Here is a 21,097-nt window from a genome sequence, read left to right as displayed (position 1 = left end):
AAAGATGAGCGGGCCAATGGATAATTCGGACAGTTATCTCGCCGCCATCCGGCCGCTGTTGGGCCGTGCCCTTTCAGGTCTCGATGCCGAGCCAACATCGCCGACACACGGTAGCTTCGATCGAACGTGGTGGTGCTGGAAGTTTACCGATTTTTCTGCCACCCGCTTCCAGGAAGGTGCGCATCTGCTTGGCTGGCTGGCGTCATCCCCAAGATCGCCGGCGCCTGTCGAAGCAAGAGGCCGCATGACAGAGCTTGCCGGTGGCGCCCTGCGTTTCTGGACAAGGCTTCAGCACAGCGATGGCAGTTTTGACGAGGCTTATCCGTTTGAGCGAAGTTTGGCCGCGACGGCGTTCACCGGCTTCTATCTTGGAATCGCGCTGGAGCGGATACGGGACAGGGTAGACCAGGCGACGGAGCTGAAAACACTTTCGTCGATCGAGCGTGGGGCGACTTGGCTCGCAAATAATGGCGAACATCATGGTATCCTCTCCAACCATCTCGCGGCGTCCGCGGCTGCCTTGCAGGTGGCGGGTGACGTCGTCGGCACTGACAAGTTTAAGGCCGCGCGGGATCGCTATCTCGGCGTGATTTACAAGCATCAGCATCCTGATGAAGGATGGATGAAAGAGTATGGCGGTGCGGATCCGGGCTATCAAAGTCACGGGATGTTCTATCTTGCCGAGATCGAACGTCGGACCGGCGATAAGGAGCTGTTCGGGCGTCTGATCCGTGCCAGCGATTTTGTGAGCTGGTTCGCTCATCCCGACGGCAGTCTCGGGGGAGAGTATGCGAGCCGAGGAACGAAGTTCGCTTATCCCGCTGCATTCGAAATGCTGGCAGCGCGTGTGCCATCATCTGCCGCGGTTGCCAAGCACATGCGCGAGAGATTGTCAGCGGGTCGCGGCGTAGGTGCGCGAGAGATGGACGCGTGGAATCAGTTTCCGCTGCTTAACAACCTGCTTTTCGCCGCGGATGCCGCTGGCGATCTTTCGCATGCGGCGGAGCTTCCCTGGCGGACTCGAGGTGCTGTCGCGGTGTTTGCGGATGCCGGCCTTGCGATAGCAAATGCCAATAATCGCATTGTTGCGATGGGTGGCCAGATGGGTGGCTCGGTCAAATTGTTCGAGATGACAGGCGCTTTGATCTATGAAGACTGCGGATATGCTGTCGCGTCGCCGAACGGCTTCGTAGTCAGTCAGGGTGAGGGGCGCTGTCAGATCGAGACCGATCATGAACGTTTGCTGCACGCTGATGTGGAAACTGCCTTTCGTGGCATTCCCTCGATGCGGTTCGATCCTTGGCGATTCGTCGCGTTCCGACTCTTCACCACCACGCTGGGGCGCTTCCCGGCTGTATCGCGCTGGCTCAAAGACCTGCTGGTCGCGACGCTCATTCGCAAGAAAAGGAGTCATCCGGGCCGGCTGCACCGGCGCATTTCCGTCGCGAAAGACGGGAAGATAACAATCGAGGATCGGATCACAGGTGTGAGCGGAGCGCCCATTCCCGTGCCGCGCCATGTGCCCTTTCATATGGGGTCATCGCGGTACGCGGATTTTGAGGATTGGTGTGGTGCGCATGTCGCATGTAAGCCAGCGAAACCGCTCAGCGATGGATCCCAAGAGCCGCCTACCTATCATCGACATATAGCGCTGCCCTGATGCCCGCGAATAATCTTGAACATCGGCTGGAATCTAGCCGTCCGTCTCCTAAGGTCATGTGTCATCACCGATAGAATGATGCGATCATCAAAAGCAATTGTCTTGATCGAAGTTATCTGTGCCAGCGCGTTGGCTTTGGTAACTATTGTGGCAATTGAATCAACACTCCGAAGCAAGCCAGTTCTTCAGTGGCTCGATCTCCACAGGCCTCCCTACATACCCAGAAGTGGGTTGGTTGATATCAGGGTTCACGTTGAAAAGCAGATGTTGCACCTCGAAGCCTTGGCGCGAGAACCAGAACGAAGAGTTTCGTTCGTTGGTAGTAGCTCGGTCGTCAATGGCATAGACGAGTACGATGTCAAAGTAGCGCTAAAGGCGGCGCCCAAACTTCAGCCGAGAAACTTGGGGCTCACGGGTATGCTCTCTAGTGAGCTTTCGCCGCTACGGTCTTTGCTTGTTTCGGATGGCACGGTGGCCGTGGTGTATTTGTACAACGGCTTTTCCTTTTCTGATGTCCGCAATCCCGATGCTATCGATGCCAGAGGGAGTGCAATTGATGACCTAAACCATGAGCCGATTGCGTGGTGGCAAATTCGGCGCGCAGCTCGCTTTGGTGAGCGGCTGCTATCAGAGCGCCTTTGGATCCGGCGCTATCGAAATCTCATTATTTCGTATGTTGAACGCATTCTTGCGTCGGATATTGAACCGCTGAGGTCGCCCTTTGACTATTCTGTTGACCGGCCGCCGCCTCCAATGAGCGAGCGGACCAGAGTGCCACGGCCGCCCGTTTCATCGGAAAATTGGGTGCGTCGTGCCTACATTGAGAGCTCGGAGCGCGACACTACACTTGGCTATTCAGCACTAAGCTCTTTTTGCGATGATCTTAAGCGAAATAACGTAAGGCTCATCATATCGGCGGCCCCGGAAGCACTTTTTGGCCGAACCAATCCATACGCTGTTGGAATTGACTTCGATGCGATCGATGCGCGCATCGAAAAGATTTCGAAGCAGTGTGGCGCTTACTACATCGGTCGCGACAAAGTGTTTGAAGATGATGATGCAAATTTCGTTGATGAAGTACACTTGTCTGCCAAAGGGCGTGAAAAATACAGCAAAGCCATCGGCGCAAAGGTTGATGAGGTGCTCGGCCGATGAGTTTTCACTCCATTGAATTCTTTTTTCTTCTTTCGGTAACGTTATTTGTTTTAGCTGCTGTAACGCATACGGCTAGGCCGTGGATTCTGGTAATTGCAAGTTACTTGTTTTATGCGGCCGGGTCGCTCTTGTGGCTGGCGATCCTGGTTGCAATGACGTTGCTGAATTTCGGATTGGCAAAGCTGATCGAACGTGGATCGGCCAAGGGTAACGGCGGGGCGCTCATAATCGGCGTCGTAATCAACGCCGCGCTGCTTGCCTCTTACAAGTATGCTGGATTTCTCGCGGAGACTTTTAACTCGATTGCGGGCTGTAAGTGCCTTCCGATAGTTTCCCTGGAACTGCCGTTAGGCATTAGCTTCTATGTGTTCGAGTCGATCAGTTATATTGTCGATGTGCACCGTAAGCGTATGCCTGCGGTCAGGCGGCTGCGTGATTATGCTCTGTTCATTTCGTTCTTTCCCCATCTTGTCGCGGGGCCAATAGTTCGAGCTGCCGACTTCGTTCCGCAAACCGAAACCGCGAAACCATTTGATCCTTATGCCTCCAGGCGCGGTCTTGAACTAATCGCTGTTGGCTTTTTCAAGAAGCTCGTTATCGCGGACAACCTTGCGCCGTTTGTAGATCGAGTTTTCCTCAACCACGCTGCATATGGCGGAGGCGTCTTGTGGATTGCTTGTATTGCGTTCGCCATCCAAATCTATTGCGACTTCAGTGGATACACGGATATTGCGCGTGGCATTGCGAAGTTGCTTGGCTTTGAGCTGGCCTTGAACTTTGACTGGCCCTATTTCAGCCGATCAATCCGCGACTTCTGGCGCCGGTGGCACATCTCTCTTTCATCGTGGCTCCGCGACTATTTGTACATTCCGCTCGGAGGGAACCGAGGCGGTCTAACGCAGTTCGCTTCAGCCGTCACGGTTACATGGTTTTTGGGTGGATTGTGGCACGGAGCTTCTTGGACTTTCATACTCTGGGGAATTTACCACGGCACGTTGGTCACCGCCGCTGGCTGGTCGCGTGGCTCCCGAATCGGAAGCTTGTGGGAACATGTACCCGCTCCGCTACAAATGCTGATAGTTTTCCTGTCGGTTGTTGCTGGTTGGGTTCTTTTTCGCGCAAAAACGATCGTAGATGCAATGCAAATCTGGGGAGGGATGCTTGGCCTTGGATCAATGCCGTTCACCGAAAAGTTCGATCGCGTGTCGCCACTGCTAATTGTTGGGATGCTCGTAGCGGCCTTAATGCATTCCATTACTTATCGGCTACGACGACACCAGGATAATGTTTGCTCAATCGGAGTTGAAAGCGTCACGCTAAGAGTCGTAGCGATCGCAGCAATAATTGTTGGCTGCTTCCTTTTAGCAGGCACTTCTCAAACGTTTATCTACTTCCAGTTCTAGATTCAGTTCAGAGATCGCCGACAAACGCGGTCTCAATCTTGGTGCTGTCGAGCCGTACAAGCGCACAATCACATTGGCTTAACGACGTGCACGGCGATCATCAGGCCGTATCGTCGGGATATGAAGCTGTGCAACGGCTTCAAAAGTGCTCCCATCCGGCCAAGGCTGCGCAAAGGAAAATAGTAACGCCAGGCTTTCTCGATACTGAAACCCGCGTCCACCATCATCCGGCAAATCTGCGCCTGGGTGTACGACTTGCCAACGGGGTTATCGACTCCGTCGTAAAGTCGAACGATTTCATTTGCATCACCTGACTTAAGCAAATCTTCGCGCCCTCGGCCCGGCAAGAAAACCATCTTACCGAGCGCAAAGGCAGCTAGTCGTGTGAGTAGTTTCGATTTCAGAATCGCATTGCGCCGATACACGCTAATGACGGCGGATCCGCCCGGCTTCAGAATTCGGAATATCTCGCAAATACATGCCTGAGTATCCGGAGTGTGATGAATAACGCCGTGAGACACTGCTCCGTCGAATGAGTTAGCTCTGAATGGGATCGTCTCGGCATCTGCCGTAATCGCATGAGCGTGCAAGTCAAATATAGCCAAGCTCTTTGTTGTCAGTTTTGCCGCCGCGAGAGTGATATCAATGCCAATGACGTTCATCCCGCGACGGGATAGCTGCCGAACCCAAAAGCCCGGACCGCACCCCACGTCTATGATCATTTCCCGATCCTGGAATGGGAAAAATTCAGGCGGTATCAGCCCGCGCGGGAATACATCAGATAGGTAGACATTTTCATGATGCTGAAAATACTCGCGGGCGCCTGGATCATACGTGGTTTCGCCCACAAATAAGGGTTTGCTTTCCCAAAACGATCTAACGTCGCTTTTCAAATCCCGCGGCATGATAATCCTGCTTATTCCGAAAGCTGATACACGACATAGGTGTCGTTTTCAAAGACACGAGGTAGATCCAGAGTTTGCGTTTCGGCCGGTCCGCACGTCCATTGCGCAGGTGCCGCTCCAGGTTTGATCCCTACAAAGTAATGTAGCGAAGGATACTGCGAGCGAAGTTGGTGTAACCGAGAAATGTCCGAAGTGAGCTTGGCGTAACCCTTTTCAAAGACGCAGAGTATTTGGCCGTTATTTGCGAGGTAAGCTTGAATGGCCTGTGGCGAAGAAGTCAAAAGATTGATTTTCAGTAGAAGTTCGATCTGGTTAATTTCGAATGGCAAGAGTCCGCGCGCGTAAACGGAGTACCCCATGTACCCGTAATCCGCCGGATTTATGTGTCGAGACGTTACCGTGGCGTAAGGATATGGCGGCATCAGAACGATCTGATCGCGTGGAATAACGTTTCGGACGTAATCTGTGACCTGTGCCCAGGAAGTGCCGGGGTGGCGAGGCATCATGGCAAGCGCTCCTTGCCATTTTGCGGCCAACATAAGAAATGGCACAGCAACGGCGAGAACTGCGAGCGCAGTTCGGCGAAGTTGCGTTGTGCGTCGCACAGCGACGGTCGGTACCGTATCGGGTAGGTGCATGAGTATAGTTGTTGCTACCAACGCTATCAATGACAATGCTTTGACGAGATCGCTGGCCATCGGAAGAGCCAGTACGGCGCTTGTTAGCGAAGCGAGAATCAAGCGCAACGCGTTCAATGTATTTTGCTGCTCGTTCCAGCTTCTCAAGCAAAGTATTGTAAGAGTCGCTGCAAGCGCGGGGATCGCGGCCAATGGTATCAATGCCGAGCGCGATAGGACCGCCCCGATCAGTGTAGGCATAGGAACAATTGCGAAGGCGGCGTACGCTATTGCACAAAAAATGGTAACTGCGACTCCCGTCGCAATTAGTCGGTAAGTGTAGATGGCAGGTAGTCTTGATGACAGTGCCGCAATAAAGGCGCACCAAAAAGCAAATATCCAGCACAGAGGTTGGACAATGCCGCCAGGGCCCCAAAGATAGATGTGGGACGGCTTACGAAAGATCATAAGTGTCCACCACGCTGTGTCGGGCAACCCGGTGGGCAGGCTGGCAGGCGGCAAGTGATAAAGTATGAGAAGCCCCTGCGGCAAAGCACCAAGCGAGAAGCAAAATATCGCCAACACCATGCGCTGCAATGCAGGTGCGAGTTTGCGAACGATCAAGGCTTCAACACTGATACCCGTAAGAATAATGCCTATAACAATAAGTCCGTACGTTGCGTGCAGATTAGTAAGCAGCCCCGCTAGTCCAGCACAAATCAATAGATTTATGAGTTTTTGTCCGGACGTAATCCAGATGGCCCAAACGAAAAGTGAGGCCGCAATTCCCCAGCTGCCAAGCAGATGGTTTGGATACTGAACATACAAAGGATAGCCAACGTGAAGTCCTGTTACCCAACTCTTTAAGAACACTACGATCGCAAAAATCGCGACGAAAGCTGCTCCATAGCCGCGAGCCGATGACAGTCTAACCGCTAGGATACCAATGGCGCCGAGGCCGCAAACTAAGAAAAGGCCCGCAAGAACATCATGAGCTAACTCCACGGAAAGAGCCCACGACTGGTCTAGCGCACCTAGGATCCGTGGGAGCAGGAGTGGGAGCTGAGGGAATAGGGAATGTTGTAAGGTACCGACGGGAGCCGCGAGCTTCCCGGCGTACCAAAGCGAAGGGGCAACGGTGTCGCTGTAGTTTGGATCAGGCGGAGCCATTAACCAGAGGCTGGAGCCCCAAACTGCAATACCAACCAAGCAGATAGCGACTGCAAGTATCGTATGAAGGCGCACATCCATTTGCATTAGTATGGTCCGGAATCTTACGCCGCGGCGAGGAGTCGAATATATCCTTGTTGAGTAAAAGGCCTTTTCAATCAATGCATATCTGAAAGTTGGCCAACAGTTTTCGAAATCATTTCATATGCAATCTCGCGACTAACGCGGCGCACCCGTAGTCGAGCGCTGACTCGTAACGGTCATACTGCATTTCAGCCACCGATAGGTGTTCCATTGCATCCAATTTTTGGCTTTGGCCCATGCATCGGGGTCGAGGTCCCTAATGAGTCTGGCTTTGACGGGAGCCTGACCAAGGTGAGCCCTGCTCGTCTGATCGCAGAGTTGCGTGCGACTTGACGGCCCATGTCTCTCGGCTGCAGAAGCAGCTCGCTCCCCGTGCCGGCGGCGAATTCCGGCGAGGGCGATATCATTCGCATTGAGAATGATTAGCGCGCCTGATCGGGACTACTGAACGTCCCGCACGACGCGAAAACCGTTGGCGAAATAGCGCACGTCGAGATCGTACCGGTAACGCGCCGCCGAGGTGACCGTATTGGCCTTGTTGGCGAACGATCCGCCGCGCAGCACGCGCTGGCGGCATTGTCCTTGCGTCCAGGCGGAGCCGTCCTTGGGCGCATTCTTGTAATTGTCGTTCCAGCAATCCTCGACCCATTCGTAGACGTTTCCGGATGTGTCGTAGAGCCCGAAGCCGTTCGGCCGGTAGGATCCGGTCCGCATCGTCCGGCGCAGCGAGTCGCCGCAATTGTCGCAATTGGCGTTCGACTTGCCGACCTCTTTGCCCCACCAGTAGGTGGTCGTGGTGCCGGCGCGCGCCGCATATTCCCACTCGGCCTCGCTCGGCAGGCGGTAGTTGCGGCCGGTCTTCTGCGTTAGCCACAGAACAAACGCCTTGGCGTCCTCCCAGCTCACGTCGATGACCGGCTGATCGCCGCGACCCCAGCCGCGATCATCCGGCCGGTGCCTGCATTTGCCGTCGGAGACGCACGCATCCCACTCGGCGAAACTGGTTTCGCGCCGTTCGATCGCGAAGTTCTTGGCGATGGTGACCCGGTGCGGCGGCCCCTCGTACGGGCTGTCCTTGCCGCCCATGTCAAACTCGCCTGATGGCACCACCACCATTTCCGGGCAATCCGGACAATCTCGGAACAGCTCGCCGGGCTCGGGCGCCGCGGCCGACTGGGCGGCGGCCGGTCCGGTAGCGAGCAGAAATATCAAAAAAGCAAAAAATCTGAACATCATACCCTCGGCCTCAATTGCGCCGGTCGTCTGGCGCGTCGCCCGTGGTCCATCGTGCCCGCAACACTCCATAAAATCAAAAGTCGCAGTGTCGCTATCGTCAGTTAGTTTGATGGTAATATAATACTCCCGTTTGCCTCATCCCATCATCAAATCGATGAGAGCTTGTGCGCAGGGTGTGGTCCGCCCGCGGCAGGGGACGATATTCAATGGCTTAAATCCAGTGTACTATTTCACAGACGCATTTCAGTTCTTGAGTTATTTGAGCTTTTGGCAGCCGCCTGTCGTGATTTTAGGAGGTGTGTGTGTTCTCGAAAGTATCGACCGGAATTGCTGTTTCGCTTTTTATGCTGGCAGGAACGATCGGAACGAGCCACGGACAGCAAAAGCCGGTTGGCGGGCCCAATCCCTCGCCCCCCGGAGCGGCCGTTTACTTCGTTGGTCTCAAGGATGGTCAGACCGTTCCGACCACCTTCACCGTGAATTTCGGCCTCAAGGGCATGGGCGTCGCACCCGCCGGCTCCGACAAGGCGAATGCCGGACACCACCATTTGCTGATCGACACCGAGCTGCCGCCGCTCGATCAGCCGATACCGAGCGACTTCAATCATCTGCATTTTGGCGCGGGGCAAACCGAGGCCGAAGTGACCTTGCCGGAAGGCGAGCACACGCTGCAGCTGGTGCTGGGCGACAAGGACCACATTCCCAATACGATTCCGCTGATCTCCGAGCGGATCAAGATTCGCGTGGTTGCCGCCTCCGCGGTGCCTGCGGCGTCGGCATCTGCGGCGGCGCCCGCCACGACCACCCCCGCCAGCACGGGGCGCAAAAAATCGCCGCCCGGCGCCAAGGTGTACTTCGTCTATCCGCTCAACCGCGGTTACGTCTCGCCGACGCCGGTCATCCGCTTCGGTCTGATCGGCATGGGCGTCGCGCCCGCCGGCTTCGAGAAGGTCAACACCGGTCACCACCATTTGCTGATCGATACCGACGTGCCGAACCTCGATTTGCCGATTCCAGCCGACTTCAATCATCTGCATTTCGGCGCCGGCCAGACCGAAGCCAAGATCACGCTGCCGCTCGGCAAGCATACCCTGCGATTGCTGTTGGCCGACGAGCTCCACATTCCGCACGATCCGCCGTTGTTGTCGGAACCGATCACGGTCACGGTCACCGCCAGCGGCCGTCCGCCTGCAAAGAAGAAGTATCGCAAATATCGTCGCTATTACTAAGGGGGGCAGTTCCGGAGCCTGATATGAGCACACGTCGTCCGATCTGGATTGCAGCTCTGTATAGTCTCGTGCTGCTGACCTGTTCGATCAGCGTTGCGAAGGCTGACCGGCGCGTTGCGCTGGTTGTAGGCAACTCGAACTACAGCAATGCGAGCCTGTTCCTGGCCAATCCGAAGAACGACGCCACGGACGTTGCCGCGGCACTCCGCGGGGTCGGTTTCGAAGTCTTGCAAGCGATCGACGCCAACAAGCGCGATCTCGACCTGAACATGGCCAAATTCGCAAGGCTGGCGACGGACGCCGACGCCGCGCTGTTCTATTACGCCGGTCATGCCGTCCAGTATCAGGGCCGCAACTTCCTGATGCCGACCGACGCCGAAGTCGAGGACGAGATCAGCTTCCGCTACCAGATGACGCCGCTCGACGACGTGCGCGCCGCGCTCGACCGCGGCGACGGCGTCAAGATCGTGATCCTCGATGCGTGCCGCAACAATCCGATCGTCAACGCGCTTCGCCGCAAGAAGAAGTCCGGCGACAGCCGCGCCATCGATGCCGTGCGCGGCGGGCTCGCCAAGATCGACAAGGCCCAGGGCATGGTAGTGGCCTATTCCACCGCGGCGGATGAAGTCGCCGCCGACGGCGACGGCCGCAACAGCCCGTTCACCAGCGCCTTCCTGAAGCGGCTCAAGGAGCCCGGACTCGAAATCGAACAATTGTTCCGCCGCGTCGCCGCCGACGTCAACGCCCAGACCGGCGGCCGTCAGCGCCCGGAAACCTACGTGTCGCTGCTGAGCAATTACTACCTCAACCAGACCGACCGGATCGCGTTCGACAAGATCAAGGACTCGCCCGATCCCGCCGTGCTGCAGGACTTCATCGCCAAGTTCTCGACGTCGAGCTACGTGCCGGAGGCGCAAAACCGCATCCAGCGCATCGAGGCCGCTATACGCGAACGCCAGAACCAGGAGGCCCGGCAGCGCGAAGCAGCAAGGCTTGCGGAAGAACAGCGCAAGGCCGAACGCGAAGCGGCGCTGCGCAAACTGGCCGAGCAGGAAGAGGCGCTGCGCAAGCAGGAGACCCTTCGCGCGCAGGCGGCAGCTGAAAAAGTCCGCAAGGAGCGCGAGGCCGCCCAGGCGCAGGAAGAGCAGCGCTTGCGGCTCGTGGCCGAGAAGGAGCGCAAGGAGCGGGAAGCTGCAAAGGCCCAGGAAGAGCAACGTGTGAAGCTCGCGGCCGAGCGGGAGCGCAAGCTGCGTGAAGAGGCGCTGCAATTGCTGGCCGAGCAGGCGCGGACCAAAATCGCCGCGATCGATCGGAAGGAGCCGACCAGTCCGTCGCTTGCCGGCATATCGACCGACATCCGGACGCTGCCGCCGCCGACTGAGGCCGCGCCGGCGCCTGCCGATCCCTGTGATCGCGACGGGGCCATGCTGGCGCAGTTGCGCAGCAACCCGTCGATCGAGGCCGTCACCGAATTGGAGCGGAGCCTGAGCTGCGAGAAATTGCGTGCCCAGATACTGCGATTGCGCGAAAGCCTCTCGGCGGTCGCCAATGCGGCGCCGGCCATCGCCGCCCAGATCAAGCCTGTCGTTGAAAAAATTGCCCCGCCGCCGGCCTTGGTTATTGCGCCACCGCCGCCGCCTCCGGCTGCGCCGAAACAGGAAGCTGCCCCGAAGCCGCCGGAGCCGCAGAAGGTTGCCGTTGCGACTGTCGCACCGGCACCCGAATGCAAAAAGGACGAAGCCAGGCTTGCCAAGATCCGCGCCAATCCCTCGCACGCCGATCTGGCCGCGCTCGAGCGTGACCTCGGCTGCGAGCGGTTGCGCCCGCAAATCGTGCGCTTGCGCGAGAGCCTGCCCAAGGAAATTGCCAAGGAAATTGCCAAGGAAACTGCGAAGGAAACTGCGAAGGAAACTGCGAAGGACGCGCCGCAGCCGGATCAGCCGTCGGCCGCGGCCAATGCGCCAACCCTTCAATCCGCTCAGTCCGCGCCATCAGGGGCGAAGCCGGCGCAACCCGCGCCGATTGTTCAGGTCCGAAGCTGTGACGAGGAGAGGGCCACCTTGGCCAAGCTGCGCGCCAGCCAGTCACGCGAGGATGTGGTTCGATTCGAGCGCGAACTGGCCTGCGAGCAGTTGCGGCCTCAGGTCATCCGGCTGCGGGAAAGCCTGTCCGGCGGTTAGTCAGGATGGGCTCTCACAGCCCCCGGCCAAGCACTTAATTCCTCCATATTGCGGTGGCCTAAGCCCCCTATGAGTCCTGCCAGATCGCTTCTCCAAGTGCCTCCTGGGCTGTAACTCTTTGAATCAAAACGTGTCCGGATAGCGGGGATGGCGTTCGCCACATTTGTGGCGGCGTGCTAGAGAACCGCCGGGGACTGGCGAAAAGTCTGTTGGGGTCGACGATATGGGTTTTAAAGGGTCCGGATCGGACGCGAAGAGCGGCGCCGCGCGTGAACTGCGCGTTGGCGTGATCGGTGCCGGTGTGATGGGCAGCAACCATGCCCGCGTGCTGGCGGGGCTGCCGGGCGTCACGCTGGTCGGCATCGTCGACCCGCTGCCGGAACACCGCGCGCGCGCCACCGAACTCGCAGGCTGCCGCGCTTTCGAGGGCCTCGAAGAATTGCTGGCCGAGGGCGTCGATGCGGTCACGATCGCGGCTCCGACCCATCTGCATCATGAGGTCGCGCTCGCCTGCATCGCGCGCAACATCCATATCCTGGTCGAGAAGCCGATCGCGCCGACCGTGCAGGAAGGGCGCGATATCGTCGACGCCGCGCAGCGCGCCGGTGTCACGCTGATGGTCGGCCATGTCGAGCGCTTCAATCCGGCGGTCGCGGCGATCAAGCAGGCGATCTCCGGCGAGGACATCCTTTCCATCGGCATCACAAGGGTCGGGCCGTTTCCGCCGCGGATGTCGAATGTCGGCGTCGTCATCGATCTGGCCGTGCACGATATCGACCTGATCCGCTGGTTCACCGAATCCGACATCGTCGAAGTGCAGCCGCAGCTCTCCAGCGCGATCGCCGAGCGCGAGGACATCGCGCTGCTGCAGTTCCGCACCGCGTCGGGCGTGCTCGCCCATATCAACACCAACTGGCTGACGCCGTTCAAGGCGCGCAACGTCACGGTCGCGACCCGCGGCAAATATGTGATGGGCGACCTCTTGACGCGTCAGGTGACGGAGTGCTTCGGCTTCAAGCCCGACGGCAGCTATTCGATGCGTCATCTGCCGGTCGGCCATGACGAGCCGCTGCGCGCCGAATTGATCGCGTTCCTCGATGCCGTCAGGTCAGGCAATGTGCCGGCGGTTACCGGCGACGAGGGCGTGGCCAGCCTCGAAATCGCGATCCGCTGCCTCGAAGCGCCGGCCCGGCCCGCGGCTTCCTCCGCGCGCAAGGGTCCACGCCGCGTCGCCGGCTGATTACCGTCCATCTCATTCGTAGCAAGGCTCCATGAACCAGCACATGCGTCCAGAACCCATTCCCCTGATCGATATCGCCGCGCAGCGCCGCCGGCTTGGCAAGTCGATCGATGACGCCGTTTCCCGAGTGCTCAACCACTGCCAGTTCATCAACGGTCCGGAAGTGACCGCGCTCGAGACGGCGCTGGCGGCATTCAGCGGCGCCAAACATGTCGTGAGCTGCGCCAGCGGCACCGATGCGCTGCTGATGGTGCTGATGGCCAGGAATGTCGGCCCCGGCGATGCCGTGCTGTGTCCGTCGTTCACGTTCTGCGCGACCGGTGAAGCCGTGGCGCTGACGGGCGCTACGCCGGTTTTTGTCGATGTCGATGAAGCCACCTTCAACATCGATCCTGCCTCGCTCAAGCGCGGCATCGCGACCGCCCGGCAACGCGGCCTGAAGCCGCGCGCGGTGATCGTGGTCGATCTGTTCGGGCAGAGCGCCGACCACGACGCCATCGGCGCGGTCACGGAGGCCGAGGGGCTGTTCGTGCTTGACGATGCCGCGCAGGGCTTTGGCGCCAGCTACAAGGGCCGCAAGCTCGGCACCTTCGGGCTCGCCACCGCGACCAGCTTCTTTCCGGCCAAGCCGCTCGGCTGCTACGGCGATGGCGGCGCGATCTTCACCGACGATGACGAACTTGCGAACACGCTGCGCAGCATCCGCGTGCACGGCCAGGGTTCTGACAAATACGACAATGTCCGCCTCGGCCTCACCGGACGTCTCGACACCATGCAGGCGGCGGTCCTGATCGAGAAGCTGAAGATTTTCGACGACGAGATCGCGGCGCGCAACAAGATCGCGGATCGCTATGCGCGCGGCCTCGGCAATGTGGTGACCGTGCCGCGGCTCACCTCCGGCTGCACCTCGGTGTGGGCGCAGTACACCATCCGCCTGCCCAAAGGCACCGACCGCGATGGCTTTGCCGCGGCGCTGATGGCGCAGGGCATTCCGACCGCGGTCTACTACACCAAATCGATGCATCAGCAGACCGCGTATCGCAATTACCCGGTCGCGGAAGGCGGCCTGCCGGTGAGCGAAAGCCTTTCGGAGGACGTCATCAGCCTGCCGATGCACGCCTATCTCGACGAGGCGACGCAGGATCGCGTCATCCAGGCGGTGCGCGGCGCGCTTTCTTCCTGATTTCGGCATGGCGTTTTCGAAGAAAACGCGTCAAACAACCGATAGCGTTTACGTGAAGAAGACGCGTCAATACAAATATAGCTCTCGGTTCTGATGCAATCAGAACCGAATATGCGCTAGAAGCTAGCCCATGCTTGGGCGCATCTTCACCGTCGGCGGCTATACGCTTCTTTCGCGCGTGACCGGTTTTGCGCGCGACATCATGCTCGCGGCGATCCTCGGTGCCGGGCCGGTCGCGGACGCGTTCTTCGTGGCGCTGCGCCTGCCCAATCATTTTCGCGCCATCTTCGCCGAAGGCGCCTTCAACGCCGCGTTCGTGCCGGCCTATGCCCACCTTCATGGGCAGAACCAGAGCTCGGCAAAATTGTTCGCCGATCGCATCTTCACGCTGTTGTTCGGCGCCCAGGTCGTGCTGCTCGTGGTGGCGTGGCTGTTCATGCCGCAGGTGATCGGCCTCCTGGCGCCGGGATTCTCCGACGATCCGGCGCGCGGCGAACTTGCGATTGCGCTGACGCGGATCACCTTTCCCTATCTCCTGCTGATCACGCTGGTGACGCTTTACGGCGGCATGCTCAACGTCATGCATCGCTTTGCCACTGCTGCGGCGGCGCCGATCTTTCTCAATCTGTCGATGATGGCGACATTGGCGCTGGCCGCGTTCTTTCCGGGCGCCGGCTATGCCGCCGCATGGGGCGTCCTGATCGCCGGCATCCTCGAATTCCTGCTGCTGGCGGGTGACGCGGCTAAGAACGGCATCCTGCCGAAGTTCAGCATTCCCAGGCTCGATAACGATGTCCGCGCCTTCTTTCGCGCGCTGGGGCCGGCGACGATCGGCTCGATGGGAACGCAGGTGGCGCTGTTCGCCGACACCATCATCGCGACGTTTCTCGCCGCCGGCGCGCTGTCGGCGCTGTATTACGCCGACCGCCTCAACCAGTTGCCGATCGGCGTGATCGGGATCGCGATCGGCACGGTGCTGCTGCCGGAAATGTCGCGGCGGCTGACGGCGCAGGACCATGCCGGCGCCGCCAAGGCGCAGCGGCGGGCGTTCAATTTCACGCTGTTGTTTTCGATACCGTTCGTCGCCGCGTTCCTCACGGTGCCTGACGTGATCATGCGCGCCATGTTTGCGCGCGGCGCGTTCTCGAAGGCGGACGCCGCGGCCGCGGGCGCGACACTGGCGGCCTATGCCGTCGGGCTCATTCCCTTCGTGATGATCCGCAGCGCGGTCGCCACCTTCTATGCCCGCAAGGACACGGCGACGCCGGTCAAGGCGGCGCTGACCGGCGTTGCCGTCAACGTCGCCCTGAAAATCGCGCTAATGGGGACGCTCGCCCAGATCGGCCTCGCGCTCGCCACTGCGATCGGCGCCTGGGTCAATCTGCTGCTGGTACTCGGTTTTGCAGTGCGAAGAGGATTCCTCGAACTGGACCGGGAATGGCTCAGATCGCTCGTCAAGTTCGCGGTTTCCGGCATCGTGCTTGCTATAGCGCTTTGGCTGACCGCGCGGTTCGCGAATCTTTATTTCGCATCGATGCCCGCTTTCCGCGACGAATTGGCGTTGCTGCTTCTGGTGGTGGCCGGGATGTTCGTCTACGGGGTGGCGATCTTGCTGCTGTTCGGGCGCGGGTGGATATTCTCGCTGGTCCGGGAGCGACGAGATATTCCTTAAGCTGCTCGAAATTATAACAAATCTAAACAAGCCTGCCCGGCAACGGCGCTGGGATATTTTTGCAACAAGTGCCCAGAAAATGTCCATCGCGACGCATCTGCGCATGCGTGATTGGAGACTCTACGTTAAGTTGACATCAGAGATTCAATCAAAATTTCGTTAGTGGGGCTTCCATGCGCACTTCAACACTTAAGGCCATTGCGGTTTCGACGTTCGCTGTCGTCGCTGCTACTTCCGTTGCTTCCGCTGCCGACATGGCACCCCGCTACACCAAGGCTCCGGCCCCCGTGGTTGAGGTATGGAACTGGACCGGCTTCTACATCGGCGGCAACGCCGGCTACAGCTGGGGACGCGGCAGCTCGGACGTCTCGTATTACAACACCGTTACCGGCTTGCAGATCGCCCCGCCTGCGGGCTCCATTACTGGCGCCAGCTACGACATGAACGGCGCCATTGCCGGCGGTCAGGTCGGTTACAACTGGCAGAGCAACAACTGGGTGTTCGGTCTCGAAGCCGACGCACAGTGGTCGGATGAAAAGGGCAGTGCGGCCTATCGCTGCGCAGGCACGCTCGCCGGTGGCGTTTGCCTTCCCGGTTTGACGTTCCTGCCGGCCGGCGCGACCGGAACCAACCTGGCTCTCGGTACCCATCTCGAATGGTTCGGCACTGTGCGCGGTCGCGTCGGTATCCTCGCCACCCCGAAGGTCCTGTTCTACGGCACTGGCGGTTTGGCCTACGGCTCGCTCAAGACCACCGGTACGCTGACTGGCTTGACCCCCGCCGGCGTTGCGCTGATCGCGACCGGCTCCAACAGCGACGTCCGCCTCGGCTGGACCGTCGGTGTTGGCGTCGAAGGCAAGATTACCAACAACTGGAGCGCCAAGCTCGAATATCTCTACATGGATTTCGACTCGTTCCGCGCCGCCAGCTTCACGCTCGCTCCGGCCAGCGCGATCCGCGCTGACGTGGATACCCGCTTCCACGACCATGTGCTGCGCGTCGGTCTGAACTACACCTTCGGCGGACCGGTGGTCGCGAAGTATTGATCGCGGCGGCCGTCTTCCTCCCGCAAATTAAAGCCCCGGCATCGTCCGGGGCTTTTTTTGTTGTGCAGGCGCGAAAAACTTCAGGAAGCGGATCGATTTCCTTGCGACCGGAACGTCACGAGCCCGACGAAAGCGGTTTGCGCTGGCGCGCGAACCGCTGCAATATGGAACGCTTCTAACGGCTATTGGAGATACGATGGCAGCTCCCATCAAGTTCGGCGTCGGTCACAGCGTCCGGCGCAAGGAAGACGATGCGCTCATTCGCGGCAAGGGCCGCTATACCGACGACGTCTCGCCGTCTCCCTCCCTGCATGCGTTGATGCTGCGCTCGCCGCACGCGCACGCGAAGTTCACCATCAACGTCACCAAGGCCCGCGGCATGCCCGGTGTCGCCGCGGTGTTGATCGCCGACGACGTCAAGGATCTCGGCGACCTGCCGTGCCTGTTCAATTTCGAAGTCGATCCGTTCACCGGACCTCCGTATCCGATCCTCGCCAAGGATGAAGTCCGCCACGTCGGCGACTCCGTCGCCTTCGTCGTCGCCGATACCATCGACCAGGCGCGCGACGCGATCGAGGCGATCGAGGTCAGCTGGACGCCGCTGCCGGCGGTGGTCGGCCTTGTCAACGCGGTGAAGAAGGGTGCGCCGCAGGTCTGGCCCAATCACGCCGGCAACGTGCTGTTCGACGTGCCGATCGGCGACAAGGCGGCAACCGACGCCGCGTTTGCAAAAGCGCATGCGGTCGCCGAAGTGTCGATCGTCAATCCGCGCGTCATCACCAACTTCATGGAAACGCGCGCCGCGGTCGCCGAATACGACGCCAAGAAGGATCACCTGACGCTGACGATCGGCAGCCAGGGCAGCCATCGCCTGCGCGAGATCATCGGCGGCATGGTGCTCAAGATACCGCTGGAAAAGATGCGGGTGATCTGCCCCGACGTCGGCGGCGGCTTCGGCACCAAACTGTTTCCGTACCGCGAATATGCGCTGATCTCGGTCGCGGCGAAACGGCTGAAGAAGACCATCAAATGGACCGCCGACCGCTCCGATCACTTCGTGGGTGACGCGCAGGGGCGCGACAACGTCACTGTGGCGAAGATGGCGCTCGCCGAGGACGGCAAGTTCCTGGCGATGGACGTCGACCTGATGGGCGACATGGGCGCGTATCTGTCGACCTTCGGTCCCTACATTCCGCATGGCGGCGCCGGCATGCTGCCCGGCCTCTACGATATCCAGATCTTCCACTGCCGCGTCCGCACAGTGTTCACCAACACCGTGCCGGTCGATGCCTATCGCGGCGCGGGCCGCCCCGAGGCGGCTTACGTGATCGAGCGGCTGGTGGACGCCTGCGCGCGCAAACTCGGCATGACGCCCGATGCGATCAGGCGCAAGAATTTCATCCCGCCGAAGGCGCTGCCGTACAAGACCGTGACCGGCAAGGTTTATGACTCCGGCGATTTCACCGCGCATATGAAGCGTGCGATGGAAGTCGGAAACTGGAAGGAATTTTCCAAACGCGCCAAGGCCGCCAAGAAGGCCGGGCTGGTGCGCGGCATTGGCCTTGCAAGCTATGTCGAGATCTGCGGCACCATGGGCGATGAAACCGCCAATGTGGCGCTCGATCCCAATGGCGACGTCACCATCCTGATCGGCACCCAGTCGAGCGGGCAGGGCCATCAGACCGCCTACGCGCAGTTGATCGCCGAACAGTTCGGGTTGCCGCCCGAGCGCGTGCACATTGTGCAGGGCGACACCGATCGCGTCGCCACCGGCCTTGGCACCGGCGGTTCGGCCTCGATCCCGACCGGCGGCGTCAGCGTGCAGCGTGCGGCCCACGACCTCGGCGGCAAGCTGAAGGAGATCGCGGCCGAAGCACTGGAAACCAGCGCTGCCGACCTCGAGATCAGCGACGGCCGGATCCGGATCGCCGGCACCGACCGCTCGGTGAGTTTCGCCGATCTGGCGAAGCGTCCTGATGTCGATCCGTCAAAGCTGAATGCGAGTGCGACCTTCAACCAGGCCGACGGCACCTATCCGAACGGCACCCATCTCGCCGAAGTCGAGATCGATCCGGCCACCGGCATCATCAAGATCGTCAACTACGTCATCGTCGACGATTTCGGGGTGACGCTCAATCCGCTGCTGCTGGCCGGGCAGGTCCATGGCGGCGCGATGCAGGGGATCGGCCAGGCCCTGATGGAGCAGGCGGTATTCGGCAGCGACGGCCAGCTCGTCACCGGCACCTTCATGGATTACGCGATGCCGCGCGCCGCCGACGGCCCGTCCTTCCACTTCGAAACCCACAACGTTCCCTGCACCACCAATCCGCTTGGCGTAAAGGGCGCGGGCGAGGCCGGCGCGATCGGGTCCTGTCCGGCGGTGGTCAATGCGATCGTCGAAGGGCTGTGGCGCGAGTACAAGATCGACCACATCGACATGCCGGCGACCGCCGAACGGGTCTGGATCGCCATCCGGGAGGCGCAGCGCCGGCATAACCTCTGATATTTTGTCGCAGCTGGAATGATTCTAAGTTTATGGTGTTATCAGGCCTGGGCGCGGTCCGTGGAGACCGCGGCCCGGTCTGTGTCATGAAAAAGGGATCTGGCGATGAAACGGGTTTTGGTGGTTGCAGGAGCGCTTTTGCTCAGTGTCGGCGCCGTTATGGCACAGCAGGACGTGGTCAAGAAGGACCAGGACGTCATGAAGGCCACCGGCCGGGCGCTAGGCGGCGTGCTGTCGCCGATGTTCAAGGGCGAGAAGCCCTATGATCAGGCCGCCGTCGATGGGGCGATCAAGACGCTCGAAGATACCGCAAAGAACCTGCCGACCATGTTTCCGGCGAGCACCAAGGGCCTGAAGGCCGACGGCGACTACAGCGCCTCGCCCAAGATCTGGGAAGACAAGGCCGGCTTCGATGCCAAGATCGCAGACTTCGCCAAGGCGGTGAGCGATGCCAAGGCCAAGATCAAGGATGCCGATACGCTGAAGGCGAATTTTCCCGGGATCGGCAAGGCATGCGGCGGTTGCCACGAGACCTACCGCGTCAAGAACAGCTAGGCTTTCGGTTGGACCAGACAGGAAGAGGCGGGACGCGTGACGTGTCCGGCCTCTTTCATTATTCGCGGGCGCGAAGGCTTGCCTCGCGCATCAGTTCGGTGTGAAGCCCGTTTCATCGCCTCGGTGTGAAGCCTGCTTCATCACCGTGAGTTGTCGAAATTTCGTGGAAGCTTCCGGCTGAAATTGCGTACATACTGGCCGCCATATCAAAACGCGCGATGACGGATTGGTGAATGCTGAAACGACTGTTCCTTCTGGCCGTTTTGGCCGCCGTCGCCGGGCTTGGCATTTTCTGGTGGCTGACCATACCGGCGATGGTCGCTGCGAGTTCATTGCCAGCCTACAAGCCTAACCTCGCCAACGGCCTCACAGCGTTCAATGCCGGCGGATGCTCGTCCTGCCACGCCGTGCCGAACCAGCCCGACCGGCTCAAGCTCGGCGGTGGATTGCCGATTCCGTCGCCGTTCGGTACCTTCAACGTTCCCAATATCTCGCCCGATCCCAACGACGGCATCGGGCGATGGAGCGAGGCCGATTTCGTCACCGCCGTGCTCAAGGGCACGTCGCCGTCGGGCTTCCATTATTTTCCGGCGTTTCCCTACGCGTCTTACGAACATGCGAAGGTCGAAGACGTCCGAGACCTGTTTGCCTATTTGAAGACACTGGCGCCGGTGGCCGGCAAGACGCGCGACCATGACGTGCCGTTTCCGTTCAACATTCGCCGCAATGTCGGCGTGTGGAAATTCCTGTTCACGGACGACAAGCCGTTCACGCCGGACGCCAGCAAGTCGGCGCAATGGAATCGCGGCGCCTATCTCGTCAACAGCCTCGGTCATTGCGCGGAGTGCCACAGCCCGCGCAATTTCCTCGGCGGCATCATCGACGCGCAGCGCTTTGCCGGCGGGCCCAATCCGGAAGGCGAGGGCTGGGTGCCCAACATCACGCAGAAGCGGATGTCGGACTGGAGCGCGAAGGATTTTGCCTATTTCCTCGAAAGCGGGATGACGCCGGAGGGCGACACCGCCGGCGGCTCGATGGCGCGCGTGATCCGCAACACCTCGCAATTGTCGCCGGAGGACCGCACCGCGATGGCGGAGTATCTGAAATCGCTGCCCCCGGTGGAGGGACCGCCGCGGCCGAAGAAGGCGGAGAAGGCGTCATAACTCGGCTCTGACTGCATCAGAGCCGAAGCTGTGTCGACCAGTCATTCCGGGGCGATGCACAGCATCGAACCCGGAATCTCGAGATTCCCCGGGGCG

15 protein-coding genes are annotated in these 21,097 nt (G+C 59.9%); 12 read left to right on the top strand and 3 right to left on the bottom strand.

Going from position 1 to position 21,097, the window contains the following annotated elements:
- Positions 1 to 16 precede the first annotated feature (16 nt).
- From JQ600_RS30360 to JQ600_RS30350, 3 genes are all read left to right on the top strand, one after another.
- Positions 17 to 1,660: a hypothetical protein gene (locus JQ600_RS30360; protein ID WP_212490217.1), complete on the top strand. Its 1,644-nt coding sequence runs from the start codon at positions 17 to 19 to the stop codon at positions 1,658 to 1,660.
- A 78-nt stretch (positions 1,661 to 1,738) separates the two neighbouring features.
- Complete coding sequence (locus JQ600_RS30355; protein WP_212490216.1) at positions 1,739 to 2,815, top strand: hypothetical protein; 1,077 nt, start codon at positions 1,739 to 1,741, stop codon at positions 2,813 to 2,815.
- Positions 2,812 to 4,218: an MBOAT family protein gene (locus JQ600_RS30350; RefSeq protein WP_212490215.1), complete on the top strand. Its 1,407-nt coding sequence runs from the start codon at positions 2,812 to 2,814 to the stop codon at positions 4,216 to 4,218. Before JQ600_RS30355 ends, JQ600_RS30350 begins: the two co-directional genes overlap by 4 nt.
- 68 nt (positions 4,219 to 4,286) lie before the next feature.
- On the opposite strand, the gene JQ600_RS30345 is transcribed toward JQ600_RS30350, so the two are convergent.
- From JQ600_RS30345 to JQ600_RS30335, 3 genes are all read right to left on the bottom strand, one after another.
- Positions 4,287 to 5,123: a class I SAM-dependent methyltransferase gene (locus tag JQ600_RS30345; protein ID WP_212490214.1), complete on the bottom strand. Its 837-nt coding sequence runs from the start codon at positions 5,121 to 5,123 to the stop codon at positions 4,287 to 4,289.
- Positions 5,124 to 5,134: 11 nt separating this feature from the next.
- Positions 5,135 to 6,997 carry a hypothetical protein gene (locus JQ600_RS30340; protein WP_212490213.1) on the bottom strand — a complete coding sequence of 621 codons (1,863 nt, stop codon included), beginning with the start codon at positions 6,995 to 6,997 and terminating at the stop codon, positions 5,135 to 5,137.
- A gap of 438 nt (positions 6,998 to 7,435) precedes the next feature.
- Complete coding sequence (locus tag JQ600_RS30335) at positions 7,436 to 8,227, bottom strand: formylglycine-generating enzyme family protein (protein ID WP_249136160.1); 792 nt, start codon at positions 8,225 to 8,227, stop codon at positions 7,436 to 7,438.
- A 305-nt stretch (positions 8,228 to 8,532) separates the two neighbouring features.
- On the opposite strand from JQ600_RS30335, the gene JQ600_RS30330 reads away from it, so the two are divergent.
- The 9 genes from JQ600_RS30330 (at position 8,533) to JQ600_RS30290 (ending at position 21,001) form a co-directional block, all read left to right on the top strand.
- Positions 8,533 to 9,459, top strand: coding sequence for a DUF4399 domain-containing protein (locus tag JQ600_RS30330; protein WP_312011131.1), 927 nt, complete (start codon positions 8,533 to 8,535; stop codon positions 9,457 to 9,459).
- A 23-nt stretch (positions 9,460 to 9,482) separates the two neighbouring features.
- Positions 9,483 to 11,639 carry a caspase family protein gene (locus tag JQ600_RS30325; protein ID WP_212391849.1) on the top strand — a complete coding sequence of 719 codons (2,157 nt, stop codon included), beginning with the start codon at positions 9,483 to 9,485 and terminating at the stop codon, positions 11,637 to 11,639.
- A gap of 223 nt (positions 11,640 to 11,862) precedes the next feature.
- Positions 11,863 to 12,879, top strand: a complete 1,017-nt coding sequence (locus JQ600_RS30320; protein ID WP_212268970.1) for a Gfo/Idh/MocA family protein — start codon at positions 11,863 to 11,865, stop codon at positions 12,877 to 12,879.
- Positions 12,880 to 12,910: 31 nt separating this feature from the next.
- Complete coding sequence (locus JQ600_RS30315) at positions 12,911 to 14,062, top strand: DegT/DnrJ/EryC1/StrS aminotransferase family protein (protein WP_212490212.1); 1,152 nt, start codon at positions 12,911 to 12,913, stop codon at positions 14,060 to 14,062.
- Positions 14,063 to 14,192: 130 nt separating this feature from the next.
- Positions 14,193 to 15,734: a murein biosynthesis integral membrane protein MurJ gene (murJ, locus tag JQ600_RS30310; protein ID WP_212391853.1), complete on the top strand. Its 1,542-nt coding sequence runs from the start codon at positions 14,193 to 14,195 to the stop codon at positions 15,732 to 15,734.
- A 173-nt stretch (positions 15,735 to 15,907) separates the two neighbouring features.
- Positions 15,908 to 16,780, top strand: coding sequence for an outer membrane protein (locus tag JQ600_RS30305; RefSeq protein ID WP_212391855.1), 873 nt, complete (start codon positions 15,908 to 15,910; stop codon positions 16,778 to 16,780).
- A 196-nt stretch (positions 16,781 to 16,976) separates the two neighbouring features.
- Positions 16,977 to 19,283, top strand: a complete 2,307-nt coding sequence (locus JQ600_RS30300) for a xanthine dehydrogenase family protein molybdopterin-binding subunit (RefSeq protein ID WP_212391857.1) — start codon at positions 16,977 to 16,979, stop codon at positions 19,281 to 19,283.
- Between the two features lie 105 nt (positions 19,284 to 19,388).
- Positions 19,389 to 19,838, top strand: a complete 450-nt coding sequence (locus tag JQ600_RS30295; protein WP_211998934.1) for a cytochrome c — start codon at positions 19,389 to 19,391, stop codon at positions 19,836 to 19,838.
- Between the two features lie 233 nt (positions 19,839 to 20,071).
- Positions 20,072 to 21,001 carry a cytochrome c gene (locus JQ600_RS30290; RefSeq protein ID WP_212391859.1) on the top strand — a complete coding sequence of 310 codons (930 nt, stop codon included), beginning with the start codon at positions 20,072 to 20,074 and terminating at the stop codon, positions 20,999 to 21,001.
- Positions 21,002 to 21,097: the final 96 nt, after the last annotated feature.

This window comes from Bradyrhizobium sp. AUGA SZCCT0176, from assembly GCF_018130145.1.
Classification (GTDB): domain Bacteria; phylum Pseudomonadota; class Alphaproteobacteria; order Rhizobiales; family Xanthobacteraceae; genus Bradyrhizobium.
Note: the sequence above shows the minus strand (reverse complement) of the source record. Positions and strands in the feature narration are given on the sequence as shown.

What these genes read in the sequence shown, in the direction of transcription:
- murJ (WP_212391853.1), top strand. Translation starts at nt 14,193, where the DNA reads ATGCTTGGGCGCATCTTCACCGTCGGCGGCTATACGCTTCTTTCGCGC.
- JQ600_RS30335 (WP_249136160.1), bottom strand. Translation starts at nt 8,227, where the DNA reads ATGTTCAGATTTTTTGCTTTTTTGATATTTCTGCTCGCTACCGGACCG.
- JQ600_RS30350 (WP_212490215.1), top strand. Translation starts at nt 2,812, where the DNA reads ATGAGTTTTCACTCCATTGAATTCTTTTTTCTTCTTTCGGTAACGTTA.
- JQ600_RS30345 (WP_212490214.1), bottom strand. Translation starts at nt 5,123, where the DNA reads ATGCCGCGGGATTTGAAAAGCGACGTTAGATCGTTTTGGGAAAGCAAA.
- JQ600_RS30340 (WP_212490213.1), bottom strand. Translation starts at nt 6,997, where the DNA reads ATGCAAATGGATGTGCGCCTTCATACGATACTTGCAGTCGCTATCTGC.
- JQ600_RS30300 (WP_212391857.1), top strand. Translation starts at nt 16,977, where the DNA reads ATGGCAGCTCCCATCAAGTTCGGCGTCGGTCACAGCGTCCGGCGCAAG.
- JQ600_RS30295 (WP_211998934.1), top strand. Translation starts at nt 19,389, where the DNA reads ATGAAACGGGTTTTGGTGGTTGCAGGAGCGCTTTTGCTCAGTGTCGGC.
- JQ600_RS30305 (WP_212391855.1), top strand. Translation starts at nt 15,908, where the DNA reads ATGCGCACTTCAACACTTAAGGCCATTGCGGTTTCGACGTTCGCTGTC.
- JQ600_RS30325 (WP_212391849.1), top strand. Translation starts at nt 9,483, where the DNA reads ATGAGCACACGTCGTCCGATCTGGATTGCAGCTCTGTATAGTCTCGTG.
- JQ600_RS30320 (WP_212268970.1), top strand. Translation starts at nt 11,863, where the DNA reads ATGGGTTTTAAAGGGTCCGGATCGGACGCGAAGAGCGGCGCCGCGCGT.
- JQ600_RS30355 (WP_212490216.1), top strand. Translation starts at nt 1,739, where the DNA reads ATGCGATCATCAAAAGCAATTGTCTTGATCGAAGTTATCTGTGCCAGC.
- JQ600_RS30360 (WP_212490217.1), top strand. Translation starts at nt 17, where the DNA reads ATGGATAATTCGGACAGTTATCTCGCCGCCATCCGGCCGCTGTTGGGC.
- JQ600_RS30315 (WP_212490212.1), top strand. Translation starts at nt 12,911, where the DNA reads ATGAACCAGCACATGCGTCCAGAACCCATTCCCCTGATCGATATCGCC.
- JQ600_RS30290 (WP_212391859.1), top strand. Translation starts at nt 20,072, where the DNA reads ATGCTGAAACGACTGTTCCTTCTGGCCGTTTTGGCCGCCGTCGCCGGG.